Here is a 19,841-nt window from a genome sequence, read left to right as displayed (position 1 = left end):
AAACCAAAAATTGTGCCTTTTATGCATTTCAAAGAAGTTTTTATTCTAGCTATCGAAAGTTCATGTGATGATACTGCAGCTGCTGTTTTGAGAAATGATAAAGTACTTTCAAACGTTGTAGCCCGACAAAGTATTCATGAGGAATATGGTGGTGTTGTTCCAGAATTAGCTTCAAGAGCACACCAACAAAATATAGTTCCTGTAATTGATACAGCGTTAAAAAAAGCAAATATCAACAAAGAACAACTTTCTGCCATCGCATTTACACAGGGCCCCGGATTAATGGGTTCTCTTTTGGTTGGTTCTTCTTTTGCAAAATCAATGGCTTTTGCATTAGACATTCCTCTGATTGCTGTGAATCACATGCATGCCCATATTTTGGCTCATTTTATTGACGAAGATGGATTTGATAAGCCAACATTTCCTTTTTTAGCATTGACAATTTCTGGTGGACATACACAAATTGTCAAAGTGAATGACTTTTTCAATATGGAAATCATAGGAGAGACAACGGATGATGCTGTGGGTGAAGCTTTTGATAAAACCGCCAAAATATTAGGTTTACCTTATCCTGGCGGACCATTGATAGACCAATTTGCTAAAGAAGGAAATCCAAAAAAATATACTTTTACCAAACCAAAAGTCCCCAATTTGGATTTTAGCTTTTCAGGATTAAAAACACAAATCCTTTATTTTGTTCAAAAAAACGTTCTGGAAAATCCAAATTTTATAGAAGAAAACAAAAATGACATTTGTGCATCAGTTCAAAGTGTTATCATTGAAATTTTAATGGAAAAATTAAAATTAGCAGTAGCTGACACTGGAATAAAACAAATTGCTATTGGTGGAGGTGTTTCTGCAAATACTGGTATTAGAACTACTTTAAAGGAAGCCGAAAACAAATATGGTTGGAAAACATTTATTCCAAAATTTGAATATACTACTGATAATGCTGCAATGATCGGAATTGTAGGCTATCATAATTTTTTACACGATAAATTTGTTGACCAATCAACTGTTTCTAAAGCCCGAATCGAATTTTAATTATGCAACTATTTTACAATCCAAACATAACCGAAACCGCAACTTCATTTGTTTTTGACAAAGAAGAAAGTAAACATATTATCAAAGTGTTGCGCAAAAAAGAAGGCGATATTTTGCATGTCACTAATGGTTTAGGTTTTTTGTTTGTAACCGAAATTACAATTGCTTCAGACAATAAATGTACCGTAAAAATTAATGCAGTTGAAAAGCAAGAACTGTCAAAATTCCATTTACATTTAGTTGTAGCACCTACAAAAATGAATGAACGCTACGAATGGTTTTTAGAAAAAGCTACTGAAATTGGAATACAAGAAATCACACCGATAATTTGCGAACATTCCGAAAGAAGAATAATTAAAACAGATAGATTTCAAAAGATTTTAGAAAGTGCTTTGAAACAATCTTTGCATTTTTATTTGCCAAAATTAAATGAACCAATTGCCTTCAAAGATTTTATTAAGCAAGAATTCAATGGTCAAAAATTTATTGCTCATTGTTCAGTAACCGATAAAAAATCATTGAAAAATGAATTAAAAAGCAATGAAGATGTCACCATTTTAATTGGTCCTGAAGGTGATTTTTCTATTAATGAAATTGAAATGGCTATTGCTAATAATTTTATTCCAGTATCTTTGGGAAATACAAGATTACGAACAGAAACTGCAGCAATAGTGGCTTGCCATAGTGTTGTTTTTAAAAATGAAATCTAAAATTAATGTATTATGAGAAAACTTTTTTTTCTATTTTTTTTGATTTCATCACTTGGGTTTTCCCAAGAAATTGCTTTATTAAAATATAATGGTGGAGGCGATTGGTATGCTAATCCAACTTCTTTACCAAATTTGATTAAGTATGCCAATAAATCCATAAATACTAATATCAAACTAAAACATGCCACAGTAGAACCAGGTAGTCCCGATATTTTTGGTTATCCATTTGTGCATATGACTGGTCACGGGAATGTAGTTTTTAGTGACGCTGATATCATCAATTTGAGAAATTATCTTTTGTCTGGTGGATTTATTCATGCTGATGATAATTATGGAATGGATCAATATATTCGAAGAGAAATTAAAAGAATATTTCCTAATAATGATTTAGTTGAAATCCCAAGTAATCATCCTATTTTTCAAAAACCTAATGTATTTGCCAATGGTTTACCAAAAATTCATGAACACGATGGAAAACGGCCACAAGCTTTTGGAATATTTATTGATAATCGATTAGTTTTACTTTATACATTTGAGTGTGATCTTGGCGATGGTTGGGAAGATCAAGAAGTGCACAACGACCCTAAAGAAGTTCGTGAAAAAGCTTTAAAAATGGGAGCTAATATTTTGAATTATATTTTTAAAAATTAAAAACAATATGGCATGGATAAATTGCTATTGTCTGCCGAAATTCAGGATTTTATCAATAAAAATATAGAAGTAAATGTTACTAATTTAGCTTTACAAAAAAACAAGTATTCTAATCAAGATTGGTTAAAAATTTTAAATCAAATAGCTGCTAAACAAAAAGCTAAAACAAAATTACCCACTTGGTTTGCTGTCAAAAACATAATCTATCCAAGTAAAATTTCAGTAGAACAAACTTCCTCTGAAAAAACTGCAGAATACAAATCACAACTAGTTTCTGGCAAAAACCTAATAGATTTAACTGGCGGATTTGGTGTAGATAATTATTATTTTTCAAAAAAAGTAAATCAGATTACTCATTGCGAAATCAATCCTGAATTGTCAGAAATTGTAAAGCATAATTTTGAACAATTAAAAGCTACAACTATAAAGTGTTTCACTGGTGATAGTTTGGAAATATTGGCAACTTTAAATCAAAAATTTGATTGGATTTATATTGATCCTTCTAGAAGAAATGATGCCAAAGGCAAGGTTTTCATGCTGAAAGATTGTTTACCAAATGTGCCTGAACTTTTGGATACTTATTTTAAATATTCATCCAATATTATGATAAAAACAGCACCAATACTTGATATTACTGCTGGATTATCAGAATTAAAAAATGTTTCAGCTATTCATATCATAGCTATTGAAAATGAAGTCAAAGAACTACTTTGGATTTTAGAAAAAGATACTTCAAAACTAACTAGAATTACAACTGTAAATATTTCGAAAAACAAAACTGAAGAATTTTCATTTAAATTGAATGAAACCGAATTAAATCTCAGCTATTTTTTACCAAAAAAATATCTTTACGAACCCAATGCAGCTATTATGAAATCTGGAGGTTTTGATGTAATTCCTTCTTATTTTAAAATTGAAAAACTGCATCAGCATTCACATCTATACACTTCCGAAAACCTAATTGATTTTCCTGGTAGAGTTTTTGAAATAAAAAAATCTATTAATTATACAAAAACAGATATGAAAACATTTCTTGAAAATGAAAAGGCTAATATCACAACAAGAAACTTTCCTGATTCAGTTGAAATCATAAGGAAAAAATGGAAAATAGCTGATGGAGGAAACCTATATTGTTTTTTTACAACTGATGTAAATAATACTAAAATAGTTTTACTTTGCGACAAATTAAAACAACTATGAAACCGAAGGTTCACAAATACCAAAAAATCAATTTTAAAGTTATGAGTAAGAAGATTATTTTTGTATTATTTTTATTACTAAACACTTTTGCATTTGCCCAAAAACCTTGTGAAATAGACACAAATGTAACTGATAGTTTAGGCACTTATAAAGCTACTAAACAGCAAATGATTTTTGAAAGAAGTTTTGCTGGAAATTCAAACAATATCTTTTTTGCTTTATCAAACACTAATGGAGTTATTAGTCTTGAAACTCAACAATTAGCCAGTAGTTTTGAATTTGTTAAAGCATATTGTTTAGATACAAATTCAAGAATTTATCTTCAATTAAATAACGGAAAAATAGTTACGCTTTTATACACTGGAAATGATACTTGTGGTACACTAGTTCGAAATGAGAGAAACCAAAACACGAGAATTATTAGCGGCTCATTTGTTTTTTCTAAAGATAATTATGAAGATTTGAAAATATCGCCAGTAACCTTCATGAGAGTAAAATTTTTGGGTGAAACTTTAGACTTTCCTTTCAAAACATCTTTTGTTTCAGAAATGGATAAAAAGACCTATGAACCAGAAAATTACTTTGTCAATTACTTGAAATGTATTGAAAACTAGTTACAATACCATTTTAAGTTTTCAACTTTATCAGTATTACTTCCGTTCAAATTATAATGCCACCATTCAGAGTCGAATGATTTAAAGTTGTTTTGTAACATTATTTTTTTTAGAAACTTTCTATTTGCCAATATTTCTTCAGATAAATTTTGGTAATTATGACTAGCTTCTTCCCCAAAAAAATCAAATTTAGTTCCCATATTCACTTCCACACCTAGCGAGTCAACCAAAGATATATCCACTGCACCACCACGATTGTGAATAGAACCTTTCTTTGGATTAGCCACAAAATTTGGATCAGGAACAATTTTAAACATCTTTTTTTGAATGGCTATTGGTCTGTAGCAATCAAATAGTTTGATTTTATATCCTTTTTGTGAAAAAGCTTTATTGGCTTCGAGTAATGACTTTACTGTTTTTACTCTCAGGAAACATTCGGCACACGGATACAATTTTTCTTTTAGAAAATTATCGTCTGTGGCATATTTCATATCAAACACAAAATCGTTGCTGTAATTTTTAAGATTTACAATAGCATTATCATCGGTTTCTTTTGAAATATCTAGTAAAATAGGAGATTTTTTGGAATCTAGTTGAGTTGATTTACAAGAAATCAAAATGATGGTAAATAATAAAAATATTAATTTTTTCATAACTTATACTTCATAGCTAGATTTCTTCCAATTGTTGCCGCTTTATGAGAAAAAGGTTGAAAAGTTTGGTAATTATGCTTATTCAATAAAACTACTTGAAGATTTTTATTTCTAAGTATTTTTTTTTAAAGCAATACCGGCTAATCCAGAACCGATTATTACAACACTAGAATTATTGGAAGTTGGAATTTTCATAATTAAAATTATTCTTCAATAGAAAAAGCAACATCACCTTTCCATTGCATAAATCCACCTTCAAGATTGAAAGTGTTTTCAAAACCCAATTCATTCATAATTTGACAAGCCTGAGCACTCCTGCTTCCAGCTTTACAATAGACAAAGTAATTTTTAGATTTATCTAATTCTTCAATAGCATAAATAAATCCTTGCCCTTTGTAAATGTCAATATTTATTGCATTTGGAATATAACCATCGCTACATTCATCGGCTGTTCTTACATCTAGTATGAATGCATTTGAATCTCTATCTAATTGTGCTTTCCAGTCTTGTTGTGATAAATTCATAATTAATAATTCAGATTAACAAATATAGTTTATTTAAGAATTAAAAAAATGTATTTGAAAAACTTTAGCTACTAACGCCAATTCCATTTTTTAAGAAAAAAAATAACACTATATTTATATGTAGAAATAAAAATTAATCTATATTTGTACCTACAAATATTGTATAGGTAATTATGAAAATTGAAGAAATCATAAAAACGACAGTAGCATTAGATGAAGCAAAGAAAGTAATCTTGAATATCATGTATACACAAAATGTGATAAATGATAATTTTAGTGAGATACTTAAGCCTTATGATTTATCAGGTGAACAATACAATGTTTTACGAATACTTCGCGGTCAGAAAGGTTGCCCTGTTAATATGTTTGTAATACAAGAACGTATGTTGGCAAAAAGCAGTAACACCACTAGATTAATTGATAAATTATTACTTAAAGATTTTGTCACTAGAGAAGTTTGTCCAGAAAACCGAAGAAAGATAGAAGTTTTAATTACTCAAAAAGGGTTAAATGTTTTAAATGAATTAGATCCAATAGTAAAACAACACGAACAACTATTTGCTTATAATTTAAAACCAGTAGAATTAAAAGAATTAAATAATTTATTAGAAAAATATAGAACCATTAATTAAAAATAGCTATGAGTAATTTTATTAAAGATGCCAACTGGCGTTATGCAACCAAAAAATTTGATACAACAAAGAAGGTATCAACAGAAGACTTAGAAACTTTAAAAGAGGCGATTCGTTTGTCAGCTTCTTCATATGGTTTACAACCATACAAGGTTTTTATAATTGAAAATCCTGAATTAAGAGCAAAAATTCAACCTGTAGCCTGGGGACAAACACAAATTGTTGATGCTTCTCAACTAATTGTATTTGCAAATATGACAAATTTTAGTGATGCAGACATTGATGCTAGTTTATCCTTAACTGCTGAAACTAGAGGTTTACCAGCTGATGCGCTGAAAGGTTACGGAGATTTTATGAAATCAAAAATTGGCGCACTTTCAGAAGACGTTAGAAATACTTGGACTTCTAAACAAACGTATTTAGCACTAGGAAATTTGTTAAATGCAGCTGCCGAATTAAGAATAGATGTTACGCCGATTGAAGGTTTTGAACCAGAAAAAGTCAATGAAATACTTGGACTTACAAAACTAGGTTTAAATGCTTCTGTTCTGGCAACTATTGGATACCGTCACGAAGATGATGCTACACAGCATTATGCGAAAGTCCGTAAATCAAATGAAGAACTATTTATCAATTTATAATCTAAAATTTAAACAATCTAAAAAATGAAAAAATTAAAAAAAATCGCAATTGCATTATTAGTAGCTTTTGGAACAAACGCTGTTTCTTCACAAAACAAAAAAATCAACCTTGAAAAAAGTAATATCAACTGGGTTGGAGAAAAAGTAACCGGAAAACATTCAGGTACTATTAATTTTAAAGATGGTGTTTTAGTATTCCAAAAAAACAAACTTGCTGGTGGAATTTTCACTGTTAATATGGCTTCTATCACCGTTACCGATTTAGAAGCAGGAAAAGGAAAAGAAAATTTAGAAGGTCACTTGAAAGCAGATGATTTTTTTGGAACTGAAAAATTTGACACTGCAAAAATTGAATTTAAAACTATTGCAACAAAATCAAAAGAATTATACACCGTAACTGCTGATTTAACCATCAAAGGAATTACTAAACCAATAACCTTTGATATGACTGTAAATGGAAACAAAGCTTCAACAACTTTCAAAGTTGACAGAACAAAATACGACATTAAATATGGTTCAAAAAGTTTCTTTGAAAGCATTGGGGATAAGGCCATTTATGACGAATTCGAATTAGCTATAGCCCTTCAGTTTTAATAAATACAGAACAATTGCTATGAAAAATTAACCTCGAAAAAAAATTCGAGGTTTTTTTATTTTTTTGTCTGAAAATAAAAAAGACTTGACTATATTTGTTAAAGTTAAAAACAAAATGAACAATACTTTAAATAATACTTGGTGGTGGAACAATTTACGTCAAACGTCGTGAACTGAGCTATAGTAAGTATATTTTAAATATAAATATCATAAAAGGCTTGTCAATCACGACAAGCCTTTTTTTTATACAAAAAATAAAGTTTATGAAAACATACACCTTAAAAACCCATTTCAAACAAATACTAGCAGATACCATTACGCCTGTTAGTGTATATTTGAAAATTAGAGATAAATTTCCCAATAGTGTTTTGCTTGAAAGTAGTGACTACCACACAGCTGACAATAGTTTTTCCTATATATGTTGCAATCCTATTGCTTCCATTAAAATTGAAAATAATACTATTACAAAAACCTTTCCTGATGGTACTTCGGAAGAAGTTATTATTTCAATTGAATCAAACATTCCAACAATTATTCAAGATTTTGCCTTTCAATTCAAACCAGAAAAGAATGATTTTAAGTTCATCAATAATGGTTTATTTGGCTATATGAGTTATGATGCTGTGCAGTATTTTGAAAAAATTACCATTGCCAAAAAAGAAAATGACATAGCCATTCCCGAATTATATTATGCCGTTTATCAAAATATTATTGCTATTAATCATTTCAAAAACGAAGCTTATATTTTTTGCCACAGCATAAACAACACGAATAACATTAAAGAAATTGAACAATTATTACAAACCAAAACTTTTGCGAGTTACTCATTTTCCAAAGAAGGAATCGCTGTTTCCAATTTAACAAATGACGAATTTAAAAACAATGTTTCATTGGCCAAAAAACATTGTCATCGTGGTGATGTATTCCAATTGGTTTTATCCAGACGATTTTCTCAAGCTTTCAAAGGCGATGAATTTAATGTTTATAGAGCTTTAAGAAGTATAAACCCTTCACCCTATTTGTTCTTTTTTGATTATGGTAATTTCAAAATTTTTGGCTCTTCGCCAGAAGCCCAATTAGTAATATCCAATAATAATGCAGAAATTCATCCGATAGCCGGAACATTCAAACGAACGGGAAACGATGAACAAGATGCTATTTTAGCCAAAAAACTATCCGAAGATACTAAAGAAAATAGCGAACATGTGATGTTAGTCGATTTAGCCCGAAATGACTTAAGCAGAAATTGTTCGGAAGTTAAAGTTGAAAAATACAAAGAAGTTCAATTTTTTTCCCATGTCATACATTTGGTTTCCAAAGTAACTGGAAAACTAAAAGGAAATTCCATGAAATTGGTAGCCAATACTTTTCCTGCTGGAACCTTGAGTGGTGCTCCAAAACATAAAGCGATGCAATTAATTGAAAATATCGAAAATAGAAATCGAACTTTTTATGGCGGCGCTATTGGATTCATGGACTTTGAAGGAAATTTTAATCACGCCATAATTATAAGAACTTTTTTATCCAAAAATCACCAACTACATTACCAAGCTGGTGCAGGAATTGTTGAAAGTTCAAATGAAGAAAACGAAATGCAAGAAGTTTACAATAAATTAGGTGCTTTAAATAAAGCTTTAGAACTAGCAGAAACCATTTAAAAAACAAACTATGAAAAAGATAGCAGTTATTGACAATTACGACAGTTTTACATACAACTTAGTTCACTATTTAGAAGATTTAAACGCAGGTGTTTCTGTTTATAGAAATGATGAATTTGAGTTAGAAGAATTAGAAAAATTTGATAAAATTCTACTTTCTCCCGGACCTGGAATTCCTGAGGAAGCAGGTTTATTGAAGGCAGTGATATCAAAATATGCTGAAAGTAAAAGTATACTAGGCGTTTGTTTAGGACAACAAGCCATTGGAGAAGTATTTGGAGGTACGTTAATCAATTTAGATAAAGTTTTTCATGGTGTTGCAAGCAAAGTAACAAAATCAGTAACAGACGAAGCTTTATTTGATAAGCTCCCTAACGAGTTTGAAGTAGGACGTTATCATTCTTGGGTTGTTGCAAATAAAGGTTTTCCGGATGTATTAGAAATTACTTCGGTAGACGAAAGCGGACAAATCATGTCATTGCGACACAAAACACTTGATATTAAAGGTGTTCAATTTCATCCTGAAAGCGTGTTAACTCCATTTGGAAAACAAATTTTAGAAAACTGGGTAAACTCATGAAAACAATTTTAAACAGATTAATAAATCATGAAACGCTAACAAATGCCGAAGCCAAAGAAGTCTTGGTAAACATTTCTTCAGGGCAATATAACCCAAGTCAAATAGCTTCTTTTTTAACGGTTTTCATGATGCGAAATAGTACCATTGAAGAACTTTCGGGTTTTAGAGAAGCCTTATTAGAACTTTGCATTCCAATAGATTTTTCAGATTACAACACGATTGATTTATGTGGCACTGGTGGTGACGGAAAAGATACTTTCAATATTTCCACTTTAGCATCTTTTGTAACCGCTGGCGCTGGAATTAAAGTCGCAAAGCATGGAAATTATGGCGTTTCTTCCATTTCGGGTTCTAGCAATGTGATGGAAAGTTTAGGAGTGAAATTCAGTAATGATAACAGTTTCTTGAACAAATGCATTAATGAAGCTAATATTGCCATACTTCACGCACCACTATTTCACCCAGCTATGAAAAATGTGGGGCCTATTCGAAAAGAATTGGGAGTTAAAACCTTCTTCAACATGTTGGGACCAATGGTCAATCCATCGTTTCCAAAAAATCAATTGGTTGGTGTTTTTAGTTTAGAATTGGCTCGAATGTATGCCTATTTGTACCAAAATACCAATGTGAATTATTCCATTTTACATGCTTTGGATGGTTATGACGAAATTTCACTAACAGCAGATACTAAAATGATTAGCCGAAATTCAGAAAGTATAATTACCTCGAATGATTTTCAACTTACAAAATTGCAATTTGAAGATATCAAAGGAGGAGAAACTATTGAACAATCAGCATCAATTTTCATGAATATCATCTCTGGAAATGGAACCGAAGCACAACAAAATGTGGTTTGTGCCAATGCCGCTTTAGCCATTGTAACAGTTGAGAAAATTACAGTTTTAGATGCTTTCGTCAAAGCCAAAGAAAGTTTACAATCAGGAAAAGCTCTTGAAAAATTAAAAAAATTACAACAAATCAGCCAAGCCTAATGACAATTTTAGATCAAATAATTGCTAGTAAAAGAAAAGAAGTGGCGCTAAAAAAAGCTGTAGTTTCTGTTAAACAACTGGAAAATTCAGATTTATTTAATTCCAAAACTAATTCCTTGAGGAAATCAATAATGAATTCACCATTCGGAATTATTGCGGAACACAAAAGACGTTCTCCATCAAAAGCTACTATAAACAATAGTTTTTCTGTTGAAGAAGTGGTTAAAGGATATGAAAATGCTGGTGCAAGTGGTATTTCTATTTTAACGGATAACCACTATTTTGGTGGTTCGTTAGATGATTTTATTTTGGCTAGAGCAACTGTCAAAACACCATTACTTCGGAAAGAATTTATTATTGATGACTATCAAATCTTGGAAGCCAAAGCCAATGGCGCTGATGCTATTTTACTGATTGCAGCGGTTTTATCCAAAGAAGAAATAAAGCAACTTTCCGAGTTTGCACAATCCTTAACGTTAGAAGTTTTATTAGAAGTTCATAATCTTGAAGAATTAGAAAAAAGCATTATGCCAAGTCTGGATCTTATTGGGGTTAACAATAGAAATTTAAAAACTTTTGAATTGAGTTTACAAACAAGTATAGATTTAATAAAGCATATTCCAAACGATTTTGTTAAAATATCGGAAAGTGGAATAAGCCAAATTAAAGATGTAAAACTTTTAAAAAATCATGACTTTCAAGGTTTTTTGATAGGAGAAAATTTTATGAAAACCAATAATCCTGGTGAAAGTTTATTAGAATTTATAACTGAATTAAAAAAATAATGGGAGTAAAAATAAAAATATGCGGTATGAAATATCCTGAAAATATGGAAGAAATTGCTTTGCTTCAACCAGATTATTTGGGCTTTATTTTCTATACTAAATCGCCAAGATATTTTGAAAATACAATTCCATATAGTAACAAATCTATAAAAAAAGTGGGTGTTTTTGTAAATGCTTCTTATGAAGAAATTAAAGAAAAAGTAAGGCAATATCAACTTGACTTGGTTCAATTGCACGGTGAAGAAACTCCTGAGTTGTGTCATAAAATCGAAACTAAATTAGTTAAAGTAATTAAAGCGTTTTCAGTAGATAATGAATTCAATTTTAATACATTATTATTTTATAAAAACTCGTGTTCTTACTTTTTATTTGACACAAAAGGAAAACAGTATGGTGGCAACGGAGTAACTTTTGATTGGAATATTTTAGAAAACTATTCTTTAGAAAAACCCTATTTTTTAAGCGGTGGAATTGGCTATGAAAACATCGAAGGTATAAAAGAATTTCTTCAAAAAAAGTATGCAAAAAACTGTTATGCTATTGACCTTAATAGCAAATTTGAAACAGAACCTGGAATGAAAAATCCAAAAAAAATAAATGAATTTATCCAAAAATTAAACCATAGCTATGACATCGAAATATAACGTTAACGAAAAAGGATTTTACGGTAACTTTGGTGGTGCATTCATCCCAGAAATGCTCTATCCTAATGTAAAGGAATTACGGCAACAATATTTATCAATTACGGCAGAACCAAGCTTTCAGGAGGAATTTCACTTCTTGCTAAAAGAATATGTTGGGCGACCAACACCACTTTATTTTGCCAAAAGATTATCTAAGCAATTCAATACAAAAATTTATCTAAAGCGAGAAGATTTATGCCATACTGGGGCGCATAAAATCAATAATACTATCGGACAAATATTGTTAGCTAAAAGACTAGGCAAAACACGTATTATTGCCGAAACTGGAGCAGGGCAACATGGTGTTGCAACGGCAACTGTTTGTGCTTTAATGGGCTTGCAATGTTTTGTTTATATGGGCGAAGTAGATATTGAACGTCAAGCACCAAACGTAGCCCGAATGAAAATGCTCGGTGCCGAAGTTCGTCCAGCGACATCAGGATCAAAAACCCTGAAAGACGCTACCAATGAAGCCATTAGAGATTGGATTAGCAATCCTGTTGATACATTTTATATTATTGGATCGGTAGTTGGTCCGCATCCTTATCCTGATATGGTAGCACGTTTTCAAAGTGTCATTTCGGAAGAAATAAAAAGCCAGCTTTTAGAAAAAGAAAATCGAGAAAACCCTGATTATGTGATTGCTTGTGTTGGAGGCGGAAGCAATGCTGCTGGTGCTTTTTATCATTTTTTGGATAACGAAGATGTAAAACTAATTGCTGTTGAAGCGGCTGGAAAAGGAATTAATACCGGCGAAAGTGCTGCTACTTCCGTCTTGGGTAAAATTGGCGTTATTCACGGAAGCAAAACACTTTTAATGCAATCACCAGATGGACAAATCACTGAACCTTACTCTATTTCTGCAGGACTGGATTATCCCGGTATTGGACCGATGCATGCTAATTTATATGAAACAAAAAGAGCAGAATTTATTGCCATAACAGATGAAGATGCTATGCAAGCAGGAATTGATTTGACTAAAACCGAAGGTATTATTCCTGCTATAGAAACCGCTCATGCTTTTGCCGTTTTCCATTATAAAAAATTCCAACCTGACGATGTAGTTGTTGTCAATTTATCAGGTCGAGGTGACAAGGATTTAAACACCTATATTAAATATTTTAAGCTATAAAAATGAACAGAATTCAAAATAAATTATCTACAAATAAAAAAATACTATCTATTTATTTTTCAGCAGGTTTTCCTAACTTAAACGATACTAAAAGTTTAATTGAAAATTTAGAAAAAAATGGTGTAGACATGATTGAAATCGGACTTCCTTTTAGTGATCCATTGGCAGACGGACCGGTTATTCAGGCAAGCTCAACTACAGCATTACATAACGGAATGACATCTGAATTTTTATTTGAACAATTGACAAACATTCGGGAAACAATTGAAATTCCGTTAGTCATTATGGGGTATTTTAATCCGATTTTACAATTTGGTATAGATAATTTCATAAAAAAATGTGCTGAAACAGGTATTGACGGTTTAATAATCCCTGATTTACCCTTGGAAATCTACATCCTAGAATACAAAGAACTATTTGAAAGCCATGGTATTGCTATGATTTTCTTAATAACACCTCAAACATCTGACGAAAGAATTCGATTAATTGATGCTAATTCTAACGCGTTTATTTATCTGGTCAGTACTGCTAGCGTAACAGGTAGTCGGGATAGTTTTGATGAAATTCAAATGAACTATTTTGAGAGAATCGCAAACATGAATTTGAAAAATCCACAAATTATTGGGTTCGGAATAAGTAATAAAACAACCTTCCAACAAGCTATAAAACGCCAAAAAGGAGCCATTATTGGTAGTAGTTTTATTCAATACATTTCAAAAAACGGAATTCATTCCATTGAAAATTTTATTAATAATATACTTTAATTAATATTATATAATAAATTGATATACAATTAATTAAATGTTAACTATAGATTTTTACTATACTTTGCTTTTTTGATAATTATAATGATTATATTATGCTAATTACTTAGTTATCAACAATTTTGCAATTATTACTAAACATTTTCCTAAATTTGGTTTTACTTGTCAGACCAACAACTAAAACCAAACTATTATGGGACTTTTTAATGCTCACGATAAAAAAATAATTGCTGAACTTTGCAAGAAAAGTGAAGACATTAGCAATGACATTAGTAAAGAAATTCATGAACTTCTTGATGATTTAAAAACTGATTATGAAGAAAACAAAGTTGTTTTAAAAGAATTCAATGACTTTATGAGTGAATTAGAAACTAAACTTTCACCTCAAGATCTAGAGAAACTACAAACCTTTTCAACACGTTTATACAAAGTAAAACGTTGTGCCAAGAAAGGCGTAGAAGCCATGCGAGAATTGGCGAGAGATCAAAAAAAAGCAACTAAAGAAACTATAAGAGAATATCAGGAATATTTGCACGTGTAATTATCTTGTAAAAACCAATGTATTTCCTCTACTCAAATTAGCATCAAAAGCATAACCTTCATAGTTAAATCCTTTTAAATCCTCTAGAGTTTCTGCATTAGTATCTAAAATGTATCGCACCATTAATCCTCTCGCCTTTTTGGCAAAAAAACTAATCATTTTTAATTTTCCGTCTTTATAATCTCTAAATTCAGGAGTAATAACTGGAACTTTCAACAACTTTACATCTATTGCACTGAAATATTCATTACTAGCCAAGTTGATAAACAACTCTTCTTTTTGTAATTCTTCATTTAAATTTTCTGTAATTGTTTTTTTCCAAAACTCATACAAGTTTTTAGTTTTGCCAATAGCCATAGAAGTTCCCATTTCTAACCTATAAGCTTGCGTTAAATCCAATGGTTTAAGCAAACCATACAATCCTGAAAGAATCCTGAGTTTATCCTGTAAAACAGATAATTTGTCTGATGGCAAACTATAAACATCCAATCCTGTATACACATCGCCATCGAAAGCATAAATAGCTTGTCTGGCATTATCTTTAGTAAATGGAGTTTGCCATTCTTGATTACGTTGCCAGTTAAGTTCAGCTAATTTTTCAGATATATCCATTAACTCAGAAAGTTGTTTTGGCTTTTTCTTTTTTAAAATATTTTGAATTGTGGTAGCTTGTTTTAAAAACTTTGGTTCGGTGAAACTCAAAGTTGGTACTACTTTTTCAAAATTTAAAGATTTTGCTGGCGATATAACGATTTTCATTTTGATAAATATTAGAACTCCAAAAATACAAAAAACACTTATGAATTAATTAATTATATCGACTCTTTGGATGAAATTAAATTAAAACTTTTGAGATTAATTATATAAAATATTTAAGTTCTAAATATTGATTATAAATACATAAAAACTAAAAAGGGTTGTCAAAATTGACAACCCTTTTATTTAAGTTTATTTACTACTTGAATTAGTTTCCATGTCTTTTTTCAATATCATCAATAGCAACTTTATTCATAGTATCTACTAACACTGGTGTTGCAATAAATAATGAAGAGTATGTTCCCACTATAATTCCAATCAACATGGCGAAAATAAATCCTCTAATTGACTCCCCACCAAATACAAACATGATTAATAATACTAAAATCATCGTCAATGATGTATTCAAAGTTCTAGACAAAGTAGAATTAATAGAGGCATTTACCACATCTTTAAAGTGTCCTTTTCTGTCTCCAGCTAAATACTCTCTAATTCTGTCAAATACAATAACGGTATCATTCATAGAGTAACCAATAACTGTTAAAATTGCAGCAATAAAATGTTGGTCCATTTCCATGTGGAATGGTGCATATTTGTAACACAATGAATACATTCCCAATACAAATATTACGTCATGGACAACAGCCGCAAGTGCTCCAAGTGAATATTGCCATTTACGGAATGATATCACTAAGTATAACCCAACTACAAGCATAGCACCTAATACAGCCCAAAACGAGTTGGTTTTTATATCCGCAGAAATAGCTGCGCCTACTTTTGAAGCTTGCAATACACCCACTTGTTTTCCGTCATAGGTATTGATGAATTTATCATACGTTATACCAGCACCATAATACTTTTTCAAAGCATTGAACAACTTCTCGTTTACTTCTTTATCTACATCTACTCCATCTTCTTTGATTTTGTATTTTGTAGTAATTTTTAATTGGTTAGCATCTCCAAAAACTTTTGCTTCTACTGTAGTTCCAAATTCAGCAGATAATTCATCTGAAACCTGAGTTGGTTCAACAGCTTTTACAAATTTAACTTGAAAAGTTCTTCCACCTACAAAATCTACACCTTCATCCAAACCATTAAAATAGAAAGAAATACAACTTACTACAACTACAGCTGAAGAAAATAAGTAGGACCATTTTTTTATTCCGATGAAATCGAAATGGAAACCTGTAAACCAATTTTTAGTAAGACTAGTTGAGAAAGTTAATGTCTTATTATTAGCAATATCTTTATCAATAAAAATTCTTGCTATAAAAATAGAAGTAAATAAAGAAGTAAATATACCTATTAATAAAGTTAAAGCAAATCCTTGAATTAATCCTGTTCCGAATACGAATAAAATTGTTCCGGTTAAAACGTGTGTTACGTTAGCATCAATAATAGATCGCATAGCACCTTTCCAACCGTAGGAAGTCACAACAGCATCTGCAAGTGATTTACCATCTCGTAATTCTTCTTTTGCTCTTTCATAAATAATGATGTTAGCATCAACTGCAGTACCTAATGTTAAAACGATACCAGCAATTCCAGGTAATGTTAACACAAATCCAAAACTTGCCATTACTCCAAATAGGAAAAGTAAGTTCAATAATAATGCAGCATTAGCATACCAACCCGCTCTACCATAGTAGAAAACCATCCAGAAACAAACTAATAAGAATCCAACGATTGAAGAAATTAAACCGGCATGAATGGCAATTTCTCCTAAAGATGGCCCAACTACTTCTGATTGAATAATTTCAGCAGTTGCAGGTAATTTTCCAGCTCTTAAAACATTAGCTAAATCTTTAGTTTCTGCAACTTCAAAATTTCCAGAAATTTCAGATCTACCACCCGCTATTGGTCCAGAAGTAACACCAGGCGCAGAATATACTACATCATCTAAAGCTATAGCAATATAACTTTTTTGAGTAAATGCTCTTCCTGTTAATTCTTCCCAAGTTCTTGCTCCAGCACCATTCATTTGCATTGAAACTGCAGGTTTACCCGATTGGTCAAAAGTGTCTCTTGCGTCAACAATTACACCACCACTCATTGGAGCAACATCATCTCTGTTACCTTTTAAAGCATATAATTCAACTGTTTCTGATTCTTTCTTAGTTTTCTCATCAACTTTTATATTTGGTTTTCCCCAAACAAATTTTGCATAACGCTTGTCTGCTGGTAACAAAGAACGAATTTCTGATTTTTTGAAATAACCATTTATAGTTGCAGTATCTTTAGGTGAAGCAATAACTAAAACTGGTCCACCACCTTGAGAAATAAACTTATCAAATAAAGGATTGTTACCTTTTTTGGTTGCCGTAGAATCTTTATCCTTATCAGTTAATAATTTACTAATTGAATCTGCTGGTTTTGCAGCAGCAACTTTTTCATCTTTTTTAACTGTAGCTTTTAAAGCTTCGTTTGCTGAACTTAAAAAGCCCATTAACTCCTCAGCTTTGTAGGTTTCCCAAAACTCTAATTCCGCTTTGCTTGAAACTAATTTTTTTATACGATCAACATCTTTTGCACCAGGTAATTCAATTAAAATTCTTCCTGTTTGTCCAAGTTTGGCAATATTAGGTTGTGTAACACCGAATTTATCTATACGACTTCTTAAAACTCCGAATGCTGATTCAACTGACTCATCAACTTTCTTAACCAAGACTTTTTTCACTTGAGCATCAGTCATACTGAAATCAATTTCACCTTGAAGATTTCTATTCGCAAAAATATCAGGAGATGCTAATTTTACTGTTCCCTTTGAATTGTTATCAAACGCTTCATAAAAGGCATCCAAATAAGATTGATTACCTCTTTGATTTGTTTTTGCATCTTCCAAAGATTTATTGAAAACAGGATTTTTTGAATTGTTAGACAATTGTTTCAAGACATCTTTAACCGAAATCTGAAGAATTACGTTGATTCCTCCTTCAAGGTCAAGGCCTTTATTAATTTGTTTGTCTTTTACTTCATTGTAAGTAAAGAAATTAAGAAATACATTTTCTTTACCAATTGAGTCAAGATATTTTATTTCTTTAACTGGATTTCCTCCTGAGAAATTTTTGGCATCATCTTTTACTTTGTTAGCCACAAACGTGAATGAAAGTTGGTAGATACTTACCAAGGCAAATAAAATTGCGAAAAATTTAACTAGTCCTTTATTCTGCATTATTCTAAAAATTAATTAATTCTCTGTTTATGTTAAATTATTTAAAAAAATAAAATCATTGAAATTCAAAACATTATGTAATAAACTGTTGAATTTACAATAATTCCTTTTCTTGAAACGTGCAAATATATAATTATAGATAAGATTAACCAATATTTTAACGATTAATATCAAAAAAAAACTGCACGTTATGCAGTCTTTTTTTCTTTTATCTAAATATATTATCCTAAATGAGATTTCAAATCATTATTCATGTTTCGAACGGCATCAGCACTTTTGGCAAATGAAGCTTTTTCTGCATCATTTAATTGAATGGAAACAATCTCTTCAATTCCGTTTTTACCAATAATACATGGAACTCCAATACAAATATCGTTTTGTCCATATTCGCCTTCTAATAAAACAGAACAAGCAATCATTTTCTTTTGGTTATTTAAAATACTGTCTACCAAATAAGCTACAGATGCACCAGGAGCATACCAAGCAGAAGTTCCTAAAAGTCCGGTTAAAGTGGCACCACCAACCATTGTATCAGCAGCTACTTTATCTAATTGTACTTGCGATAAAAATTCAGAAACTGGAATACCATTATAGGAAGCCAAACGTGTTAACGGAATCATGGTAGTATCACCATGACCTCCAATAACCATCGCCGAAACATCATTGGCGGGTTTGTTCAATGCTTTAGACAAATAATACCTAAAACGAGAACTGTCCAAAGCACCACCCATACCAATGATTTTATTTTTTGGTAAACCTAAAGATTTGAATGCTAAATATGTCATAGTATCCATAGGATTAGACACAATAACAAAGGTAGCGTTTGGAGAATGTTGCAATAAATTTTCTGCCACCGATTTTACAATTCCAGCATTAATGCCAATCAATTCCTCACGGGTCATTCCTGGTTTTCTAGGAATTCCAGAAGTAATTACTACTACTTCGCTATTAGCTGTTCTTGAATAATCATTGGTAACTCCCGTAATTTGGGTATTAAATCCAGTATTGGTAGCACATTGCATCAAATCCATGGCTTTACCTTCGGCAAAACCTTCTTTGATATCTAATATGACTACTTGGCTAGCTATTCCTCTATAAGAGATAGCATCAGCACAAGAAGCTCCAACGTTTCCTGCTCCTACAATCGTAACTTTCATTCCTTTTATTTTAAATTATATATTTTGAATTTTAATTGGTGTTAAACTTTGAATTATTAAAAATTTATAATTCAAAATTTAAAATATTTTTAAGCATCAATCTTAGCATACACTGCGTTTTTCTCAATGAATTCTCTTCTTGGCGGCACTTCATCACCCATTAACATAGAGAAAACTCTATCAGCTTCGGCTAGGCTATCAATCGTAACTTGACGTAAAGTTCTATATGCTGGATCCATTGTAGTTTCCCATAATTGTTCTGCATTCATCTCTCCAAGACCTTTATAACGTTGAATAGCAGCACTTCCACCCATCTTTTCGTTAGCAATATCTCGTTGATCATCATTCCAAGCGTATT

Annotated in this window: 21 protein-coding genes and 1 pseudogene; 16 read left to right on the top strand and 6 right to left on the bottom strand. The window is 31.1% G+C overall.

What is annotated here, in order from left to right:
* The first annotated feature begins 21 nt into the window (after window positions 1-21).
* From tsaD to ACOYLT_RS01305, 5 genes are read left to right on the top strand one after another with little or no spacing between them, the layout of a single operon-like run.
* The gene (gene tsaD / locus ACOYLT_RS01325; protein ID WP_422852033.1) at window positions 22-1,044 is read left to right on the top strand and encodes a tRNA (adenosine(37)-N6)-threonylcarbamoyltransferase complex transferase subunit TsaD; all 1,023 of its coding nucleotides are present in this window, start codon (window positions 22-24) and stop codon (window positions 1,042-1,044) included.
* Window positions 1,045-1,046: 2 nt separating this feature from the next.
* On the top strand, window positions 1,047-1,754 hold the full coding sequence (locus tag ACOYLT_RS01320) for a 16S rRNA (uracil(1498)-N(3))-methyltransferase (protein ID WP_422852032.1): 708 nt from the start codon (window positions 1,047-1,049) through the stop codon (window positions 1,752-1,754).
* A 12-nt stretch (window positions 1,755-1,766) separates the two neighbouring features.
* Complete coding sequence (locus ACOYLT_RS01315) at window positions 1,767-2,405, top strand: DUF4159 domain-containing protein (protein WP_422852031.1); 639 nt, start codon at window positions 1,767-1,769, stop codon at window positions 2,403-2,405.
* 12 nt (window positions 2,406-2,417) lie between these two features.
* Complete coding sequence (locus ACOYLT_RS01310; protein ID WP_422852030.1) at window positions 2,418-3,605, top strand: THUMP-like domain-containing protein; 1,188 nt, start codon at window positions 2,418-2,420, stop codon at window positions 3,603-3,605.
* Window positions 3,606-3,646: 41 nt separating this feature from the next.
* Window positions 3,647-4,219, top strand: a complete 573-nt coding sequence (locus ACOYLT_RS01305) for a hypothetical protein (protein ID WP_422852029.1) — start codon at window positions 3,647-3,649, stop codon at window positions 4,217-4,219.
* Here ACOYLT_RS01305 and ACOYLT_RS01300 read toward each other — a convergent pair.
* Window positions 4,216-4,872, bottom strand: coding sequence for a M15 family metallopeptidase (locus ACOYLT_RS01300; protein ID WP_422852028.1), 657 nt, complete (start codon window positions 4,870-4,872; stop codon window positions 4,216-4,218). The two genes, ACOYLT_RS01305 and ACOYLT_RS01300, sit on opposite strands and share 4 nt — an antisense overlap.
* Before the next feature lie 203 nt (window positions 4,873-5,075).
* Window positions 5,076-5,396 carry a rhodanese-like domain-containing protein gene (locus tag ACOYLT_RS01295; RefSeq protein ID WP_422852027.1) on the bottom strand — a complete coding sequence of 107 codons (321 nt, stop codon included), beginning with the start codon at window positions 5,394-5,396 and terminating at the stop codon, window positions 5,076-5,078.
* 173 nt (window positions 5,397-5,569) lie between these two features.
* On the opposite strand from ACOYLT_RS01295, the gene ACOYLT_RS01290 reads away from it, so the two are divergent.
* The 11 genes from ACOYLT_RS01290 (at window position 5,570) to ACOYLT_RS01240 (ending at window position 14,398) form a co-directional block, all read left to right on the top strand.
* Window positions 5,570-6,028 carry a MarR family winged helix-turn-helix transcriptional regulator gene (locus ACOYLT_RS01290; protein ID WP_422852026.1) on the top strand — a complete coding sequence of 153 codons (459 nt, stop codon included), beginning with the start codon at window positions 5,570-5,572 and terminating at the stop codon, window positions 6,026-6,028.
* An 8-nt stretch (window positions 6,029-6,036) separates the two neighbouring features.
* Complete coding sequence (locus tag ACOYLT_RS01285) at window positions 6,037-6,669, top strand: NAD(P)H-dependent oxidoreductase (protein ID WP_422852025.1); 633 nt, start codon at window positions 6,037-6,039, stop codon at window positions 6,667-6,669.
* 24 nt (window positions 6,670-6,693) lie between these two features.
* The gene (locus tag ACOYLT_RS01280; RefSeq protein WP_422852024.1) at window positions 6,694-7,263 is read left to right on the top strand and encodes a YceI family protein; all 570 of its coding nucleotides are present in this window, start codon (window positions 6,694-6,696) and stop codon (window positions 7,261-7,263) included.
* A gap of 263 nt (window positions 7,264-7,526) precedes the next feature.
* On the top strand, window positions 7,527-8,921 hold the full coding sequence (locus tag ACOYLT_RS01275; protein WP_422852023.1) for an anthranilate synthase component I family protein: 1,395 nt from the start codon (window positions 7,527-7,529) through the stop codon (window positions 8,919-8,921).
* A gap of 10 nt (window positions 8,922-8,931) precedes the next feature.
* A complete protein-coding gene (locus ACOYLT_RS01270) occupies window positions 8,932-9,501 on the top strand; it encodes an anthranilate synthase component II (RefSeq protein ID WP_422852022.1) in 570 nt (189 codons plus the stop codon).
* Entirely contained in the window at window positions 9,498-10,493 is a 996-nt protein-coding gene (trpD, locus tag ACOYLT_RS01265) for an anthranilate phosphoribosyltransferase (protein ID WP_422852021.1), read from the top strand. The genes ACOYLT_RS01270 and trpD overlap by 4 nt, the downstream gene beginning before the upstream one ends.
* Window positions 10,493-11,278: an indole-3-glycerol phosphate synthase TrpC gene (gene trpC, locus ACOYLT_RS01260; protein ID WP_422852020.1), complete on the top strand. Its 786-nt coding sequence runs from the start codon at window positions 10,493-10,495 to the stop codon at window positions 11,276-11,278. The genes trpD and trpC overlap by 1 nt, the downstream gene beginning before the upstream one ends.
* A gap of 26 nt (window positions 11,279-11,304) precedes the next feature.
* Entirely contained in the window at window positions 11,305-11,922 is a 618-nt protein-coding gene (locus tag ACOYLT_RS01255; RefSeq protein ID WP_422852019.1) for a phosphoribosylanthranilate isomerase, read from the top strand.
* The gene (gene trpB / locus ACOYLT_RS01250) at window positions 11,906-13,093 is read left to right on the top strand and encodes a tryptophan synthase subunit beta (protein ID WP_422852018.1); all 1,188 of its coding nucleotides are present in this window, start codon (window positions 11,906-11,908) and stop codon (window positions 13,091-13,093) included. Before ACOYLT_RS01255 ends, trpB begins: the two co-directional genes overlap by 17 nt.
* Before the next feature lie 2 nt (window positions 13,094-13,095).
* Window positions 13,096-13,857 (top strand): tryptophan synthase subunit alpha, encoded by a 762-nt coding sequence (gene trpA / locus ACOYLT_RS01245; RefSeq protein ID WP_422852017.1) that lies wholly within the window; start codon window positions 13,096-13,098, stop codon window positions 13,855-13,857.
* Between the two features lie 193 nt (window positions 13,858-14,050).
* A complete protein-coding gene (locus tag ACOYLT_RS01240; protein WP_422852016.1) occupies window positions 14,051-14,398 on the top strand; it encodes a hypothetical protein in 348 nt (115 codons plus the stop codon).
* On the opposite strand, the gene yaaA is transcribed toward ACOYLT_RS01240, so the two are convergent.
* The 4 genes and pseudogenes from yaaA to ACOYLT_RS01220 form a co-directional block, all read right to left on the bottom strand.
* The gene (gene yaaA / locus ACOYLT_RS01235) at window positions 14,399-15,157 is read right to left on the bottom strand and encodes a peroxide stress protein YaaA (protein ID WP_422852015.1); all 759 of its coding nucleotides are present in this window, start codon (window positions 15,155-15,157) and stop codon (window positions 14,399-14,401) included.
* Between the two features lie 205 nt (window positions 15,158-15,362).
* Entirely contained in the window at window positions 15,363-18,326 is a 2,964-nt protein-coding gene (gene secDF / locus ACOYLT_RS01230; RefSeq protein WP_422852014.1) for a protein translocase subunit SecDF, read from the bottom strand.
* A 221-nt stretch (window positions 18,327-18,547) separates the two neighbouring features.
* On the bottom strand, window positions 18,548-19,483 hold the full coding sequence (locus ACOYLT_RS01225; protein WP_422852013.1) for a malate dehydrogenase: 936 nt from the start codon (window positions 19,481-19,483) through the stop codon (window positions 18,548-18,550).
* A gap of 89 nt (window positions 19,484-19,572) precedes the next feature.
* A pseudogene (locus ACOYLT_RS01220) lies at window positions 19,573-19,841 on the bottom strand (DNA topoisomerase IV subunit B); the annotation flags it as partial.

The organism is Flavobacterium sp., from assembly GCF_049318185.1.
GTDB lineage: Bacteria > Bacteroidota > Bacteroidia > Flavobacteriales > Flavobacteriaceae > Flavobacterium.
This window is presented reverse-complemented; position numbering and strand designations above follow the sequence as displayed.

Bases quoted from the DNA above. Each gene is read 5' to 3' on its own strand.
- tsaD (WP_422852033.1), top strand. From the start codon at position 22: ATGCATTTCAAAGAAGTTTTTATTCTAGCTATCGAAAGTTCATGTGAT.
- ACOYLT_RS01320 (WP_422852032.1), top strand. From the start codon at position 1,047: ATGCAACTATTTTACAATCCAAACATAACCGAAACCGCAACTTCATTT.
- ACOYLT_RS01315 (WP_422852031.1), top strand. From the start codon at position 1,767: ATGAGAAAACTTTTTTTTCTATTTTTTTTGATTTCATCACTTGGGTTT.
- ACOYLT_RS01310 (WP_422852030.1), top strand. From the start codon at position 2,418: ATGGATAAATTGCTATTGTCTGCCGAAATTCAGGATTTTATCAATAAA.
- ACOYLT_RS01305 (WP_422852029.1), top strand. From the start codon at position 3,647: ATGAGTAAGAAGATTATTTTTGTATTATTTTTATTACTAAACACTTTT.
- ACOYLT_RS01300 (WP_422852028.1), bottom strand. From the start codon at position 4,872: ATGAAAAAATTAATATTTTTATTATTTACCATCATTTTGATTTCTTGT.
- ACOYLT_RS01295 (WP_422852027.1), bottom strand. From the start codon at position 5,396: ATGAATTTATCACAACAAGACTGGAAAGCACAATTAGATAGAGATTCA.
- ACOYLT_RS01290 (WP_422852026.1), top strand. From the start codon at position 5,570: ATGAAAATTGAAGAAATCATAAAAACGACAGTAGCATTAGATGAAGCA.
- ACOYLT_RS01285 (WP_422852025.1), top strand. From the start codon at position 6,037: ATGAGTAATTTTATTAAAGATGCCAACTGGCGTTATGCAACCAAAAAA.
- ACOYLT_RS01280 (WP_422852024.1), top strand. From the start codon at position 6,694: ATGAAAAAATTAAAAAAAATCGCAATTGCATTATTAGTAGCTTTTGGA.
- ACOYLT_RS01275 (WP_422852023.1), top strand. From the start codon at position 7,527: ATGAAAACATACACCTTAAAAACCCATTTCAAACAAATACTAGCAGAT.
- ACOYLT_RS01270 (WP_422852022.1), top strand. From the start codon at position 8,932: ATGAAAAAGATAGCAGTTATTGACAATTACGACAGTTTTACATACAAC.
- trpD (WP_422852021.1), top strand. From the start codon at position 9,498: ATGAAAACAATTTTAAACAGATTAATAAATCATGAAACGCTAACAAAT.
- trpC (WP_422852020.1), top strand. From the start codon at position 10,493: ATGACAATTTTAGATCAAATAATTGCTAGTAAAAGAAAAGAAGTGGCG.
- ACOYLT_RS01255 (WP_422852019.1), top strand. From the start codon at position 11,305: ATGAAATATCCTGAAAATATGGAAGAAATTGCTTTGCTTCAACCAGAT.
- trpB (WP_422852018.1), top strand. From the start codon at position 11,906: ATGACATCGAAATATAACGTTAACGAAAAAGGATTTTACGGTAACTTT.
- trpA (WP_422852017.1), top strand. From the start codon at position 13,096: ATGAACAGAATTCAAAATAAATTATCTACAAATAAAAAAATACTATCT.
- ACOYLT_RS01240 (WP_422852016.1), top strand. From the start codon at position 14,051: ATGGGACTTTTTAATGCTCACGATAAAAAAATAATTGCTGAACTTTGC.
- yaaA (WP_422852015.1), bottom strand. From the start codon at position 15,157: ATGAAAATCGTTATATCGCCAGCAAAATCTTTAAATTTTGAAAAAGTA.
- secDF (WP_422852014.1), bottom strand. From the start codon at position 18,326: ATGCAGAATAAAGGACTAGTTAAATTTTTCGCAATTTTATTTGCCTTG.
- ACOYLT_RS01225 (WP_422852013.1), bottom strand. From the start codon at position 19,483: ATGAAAGTTACGATTGTAGGAGCAGGAAACGTTGGAGCTTCTTGTGCT.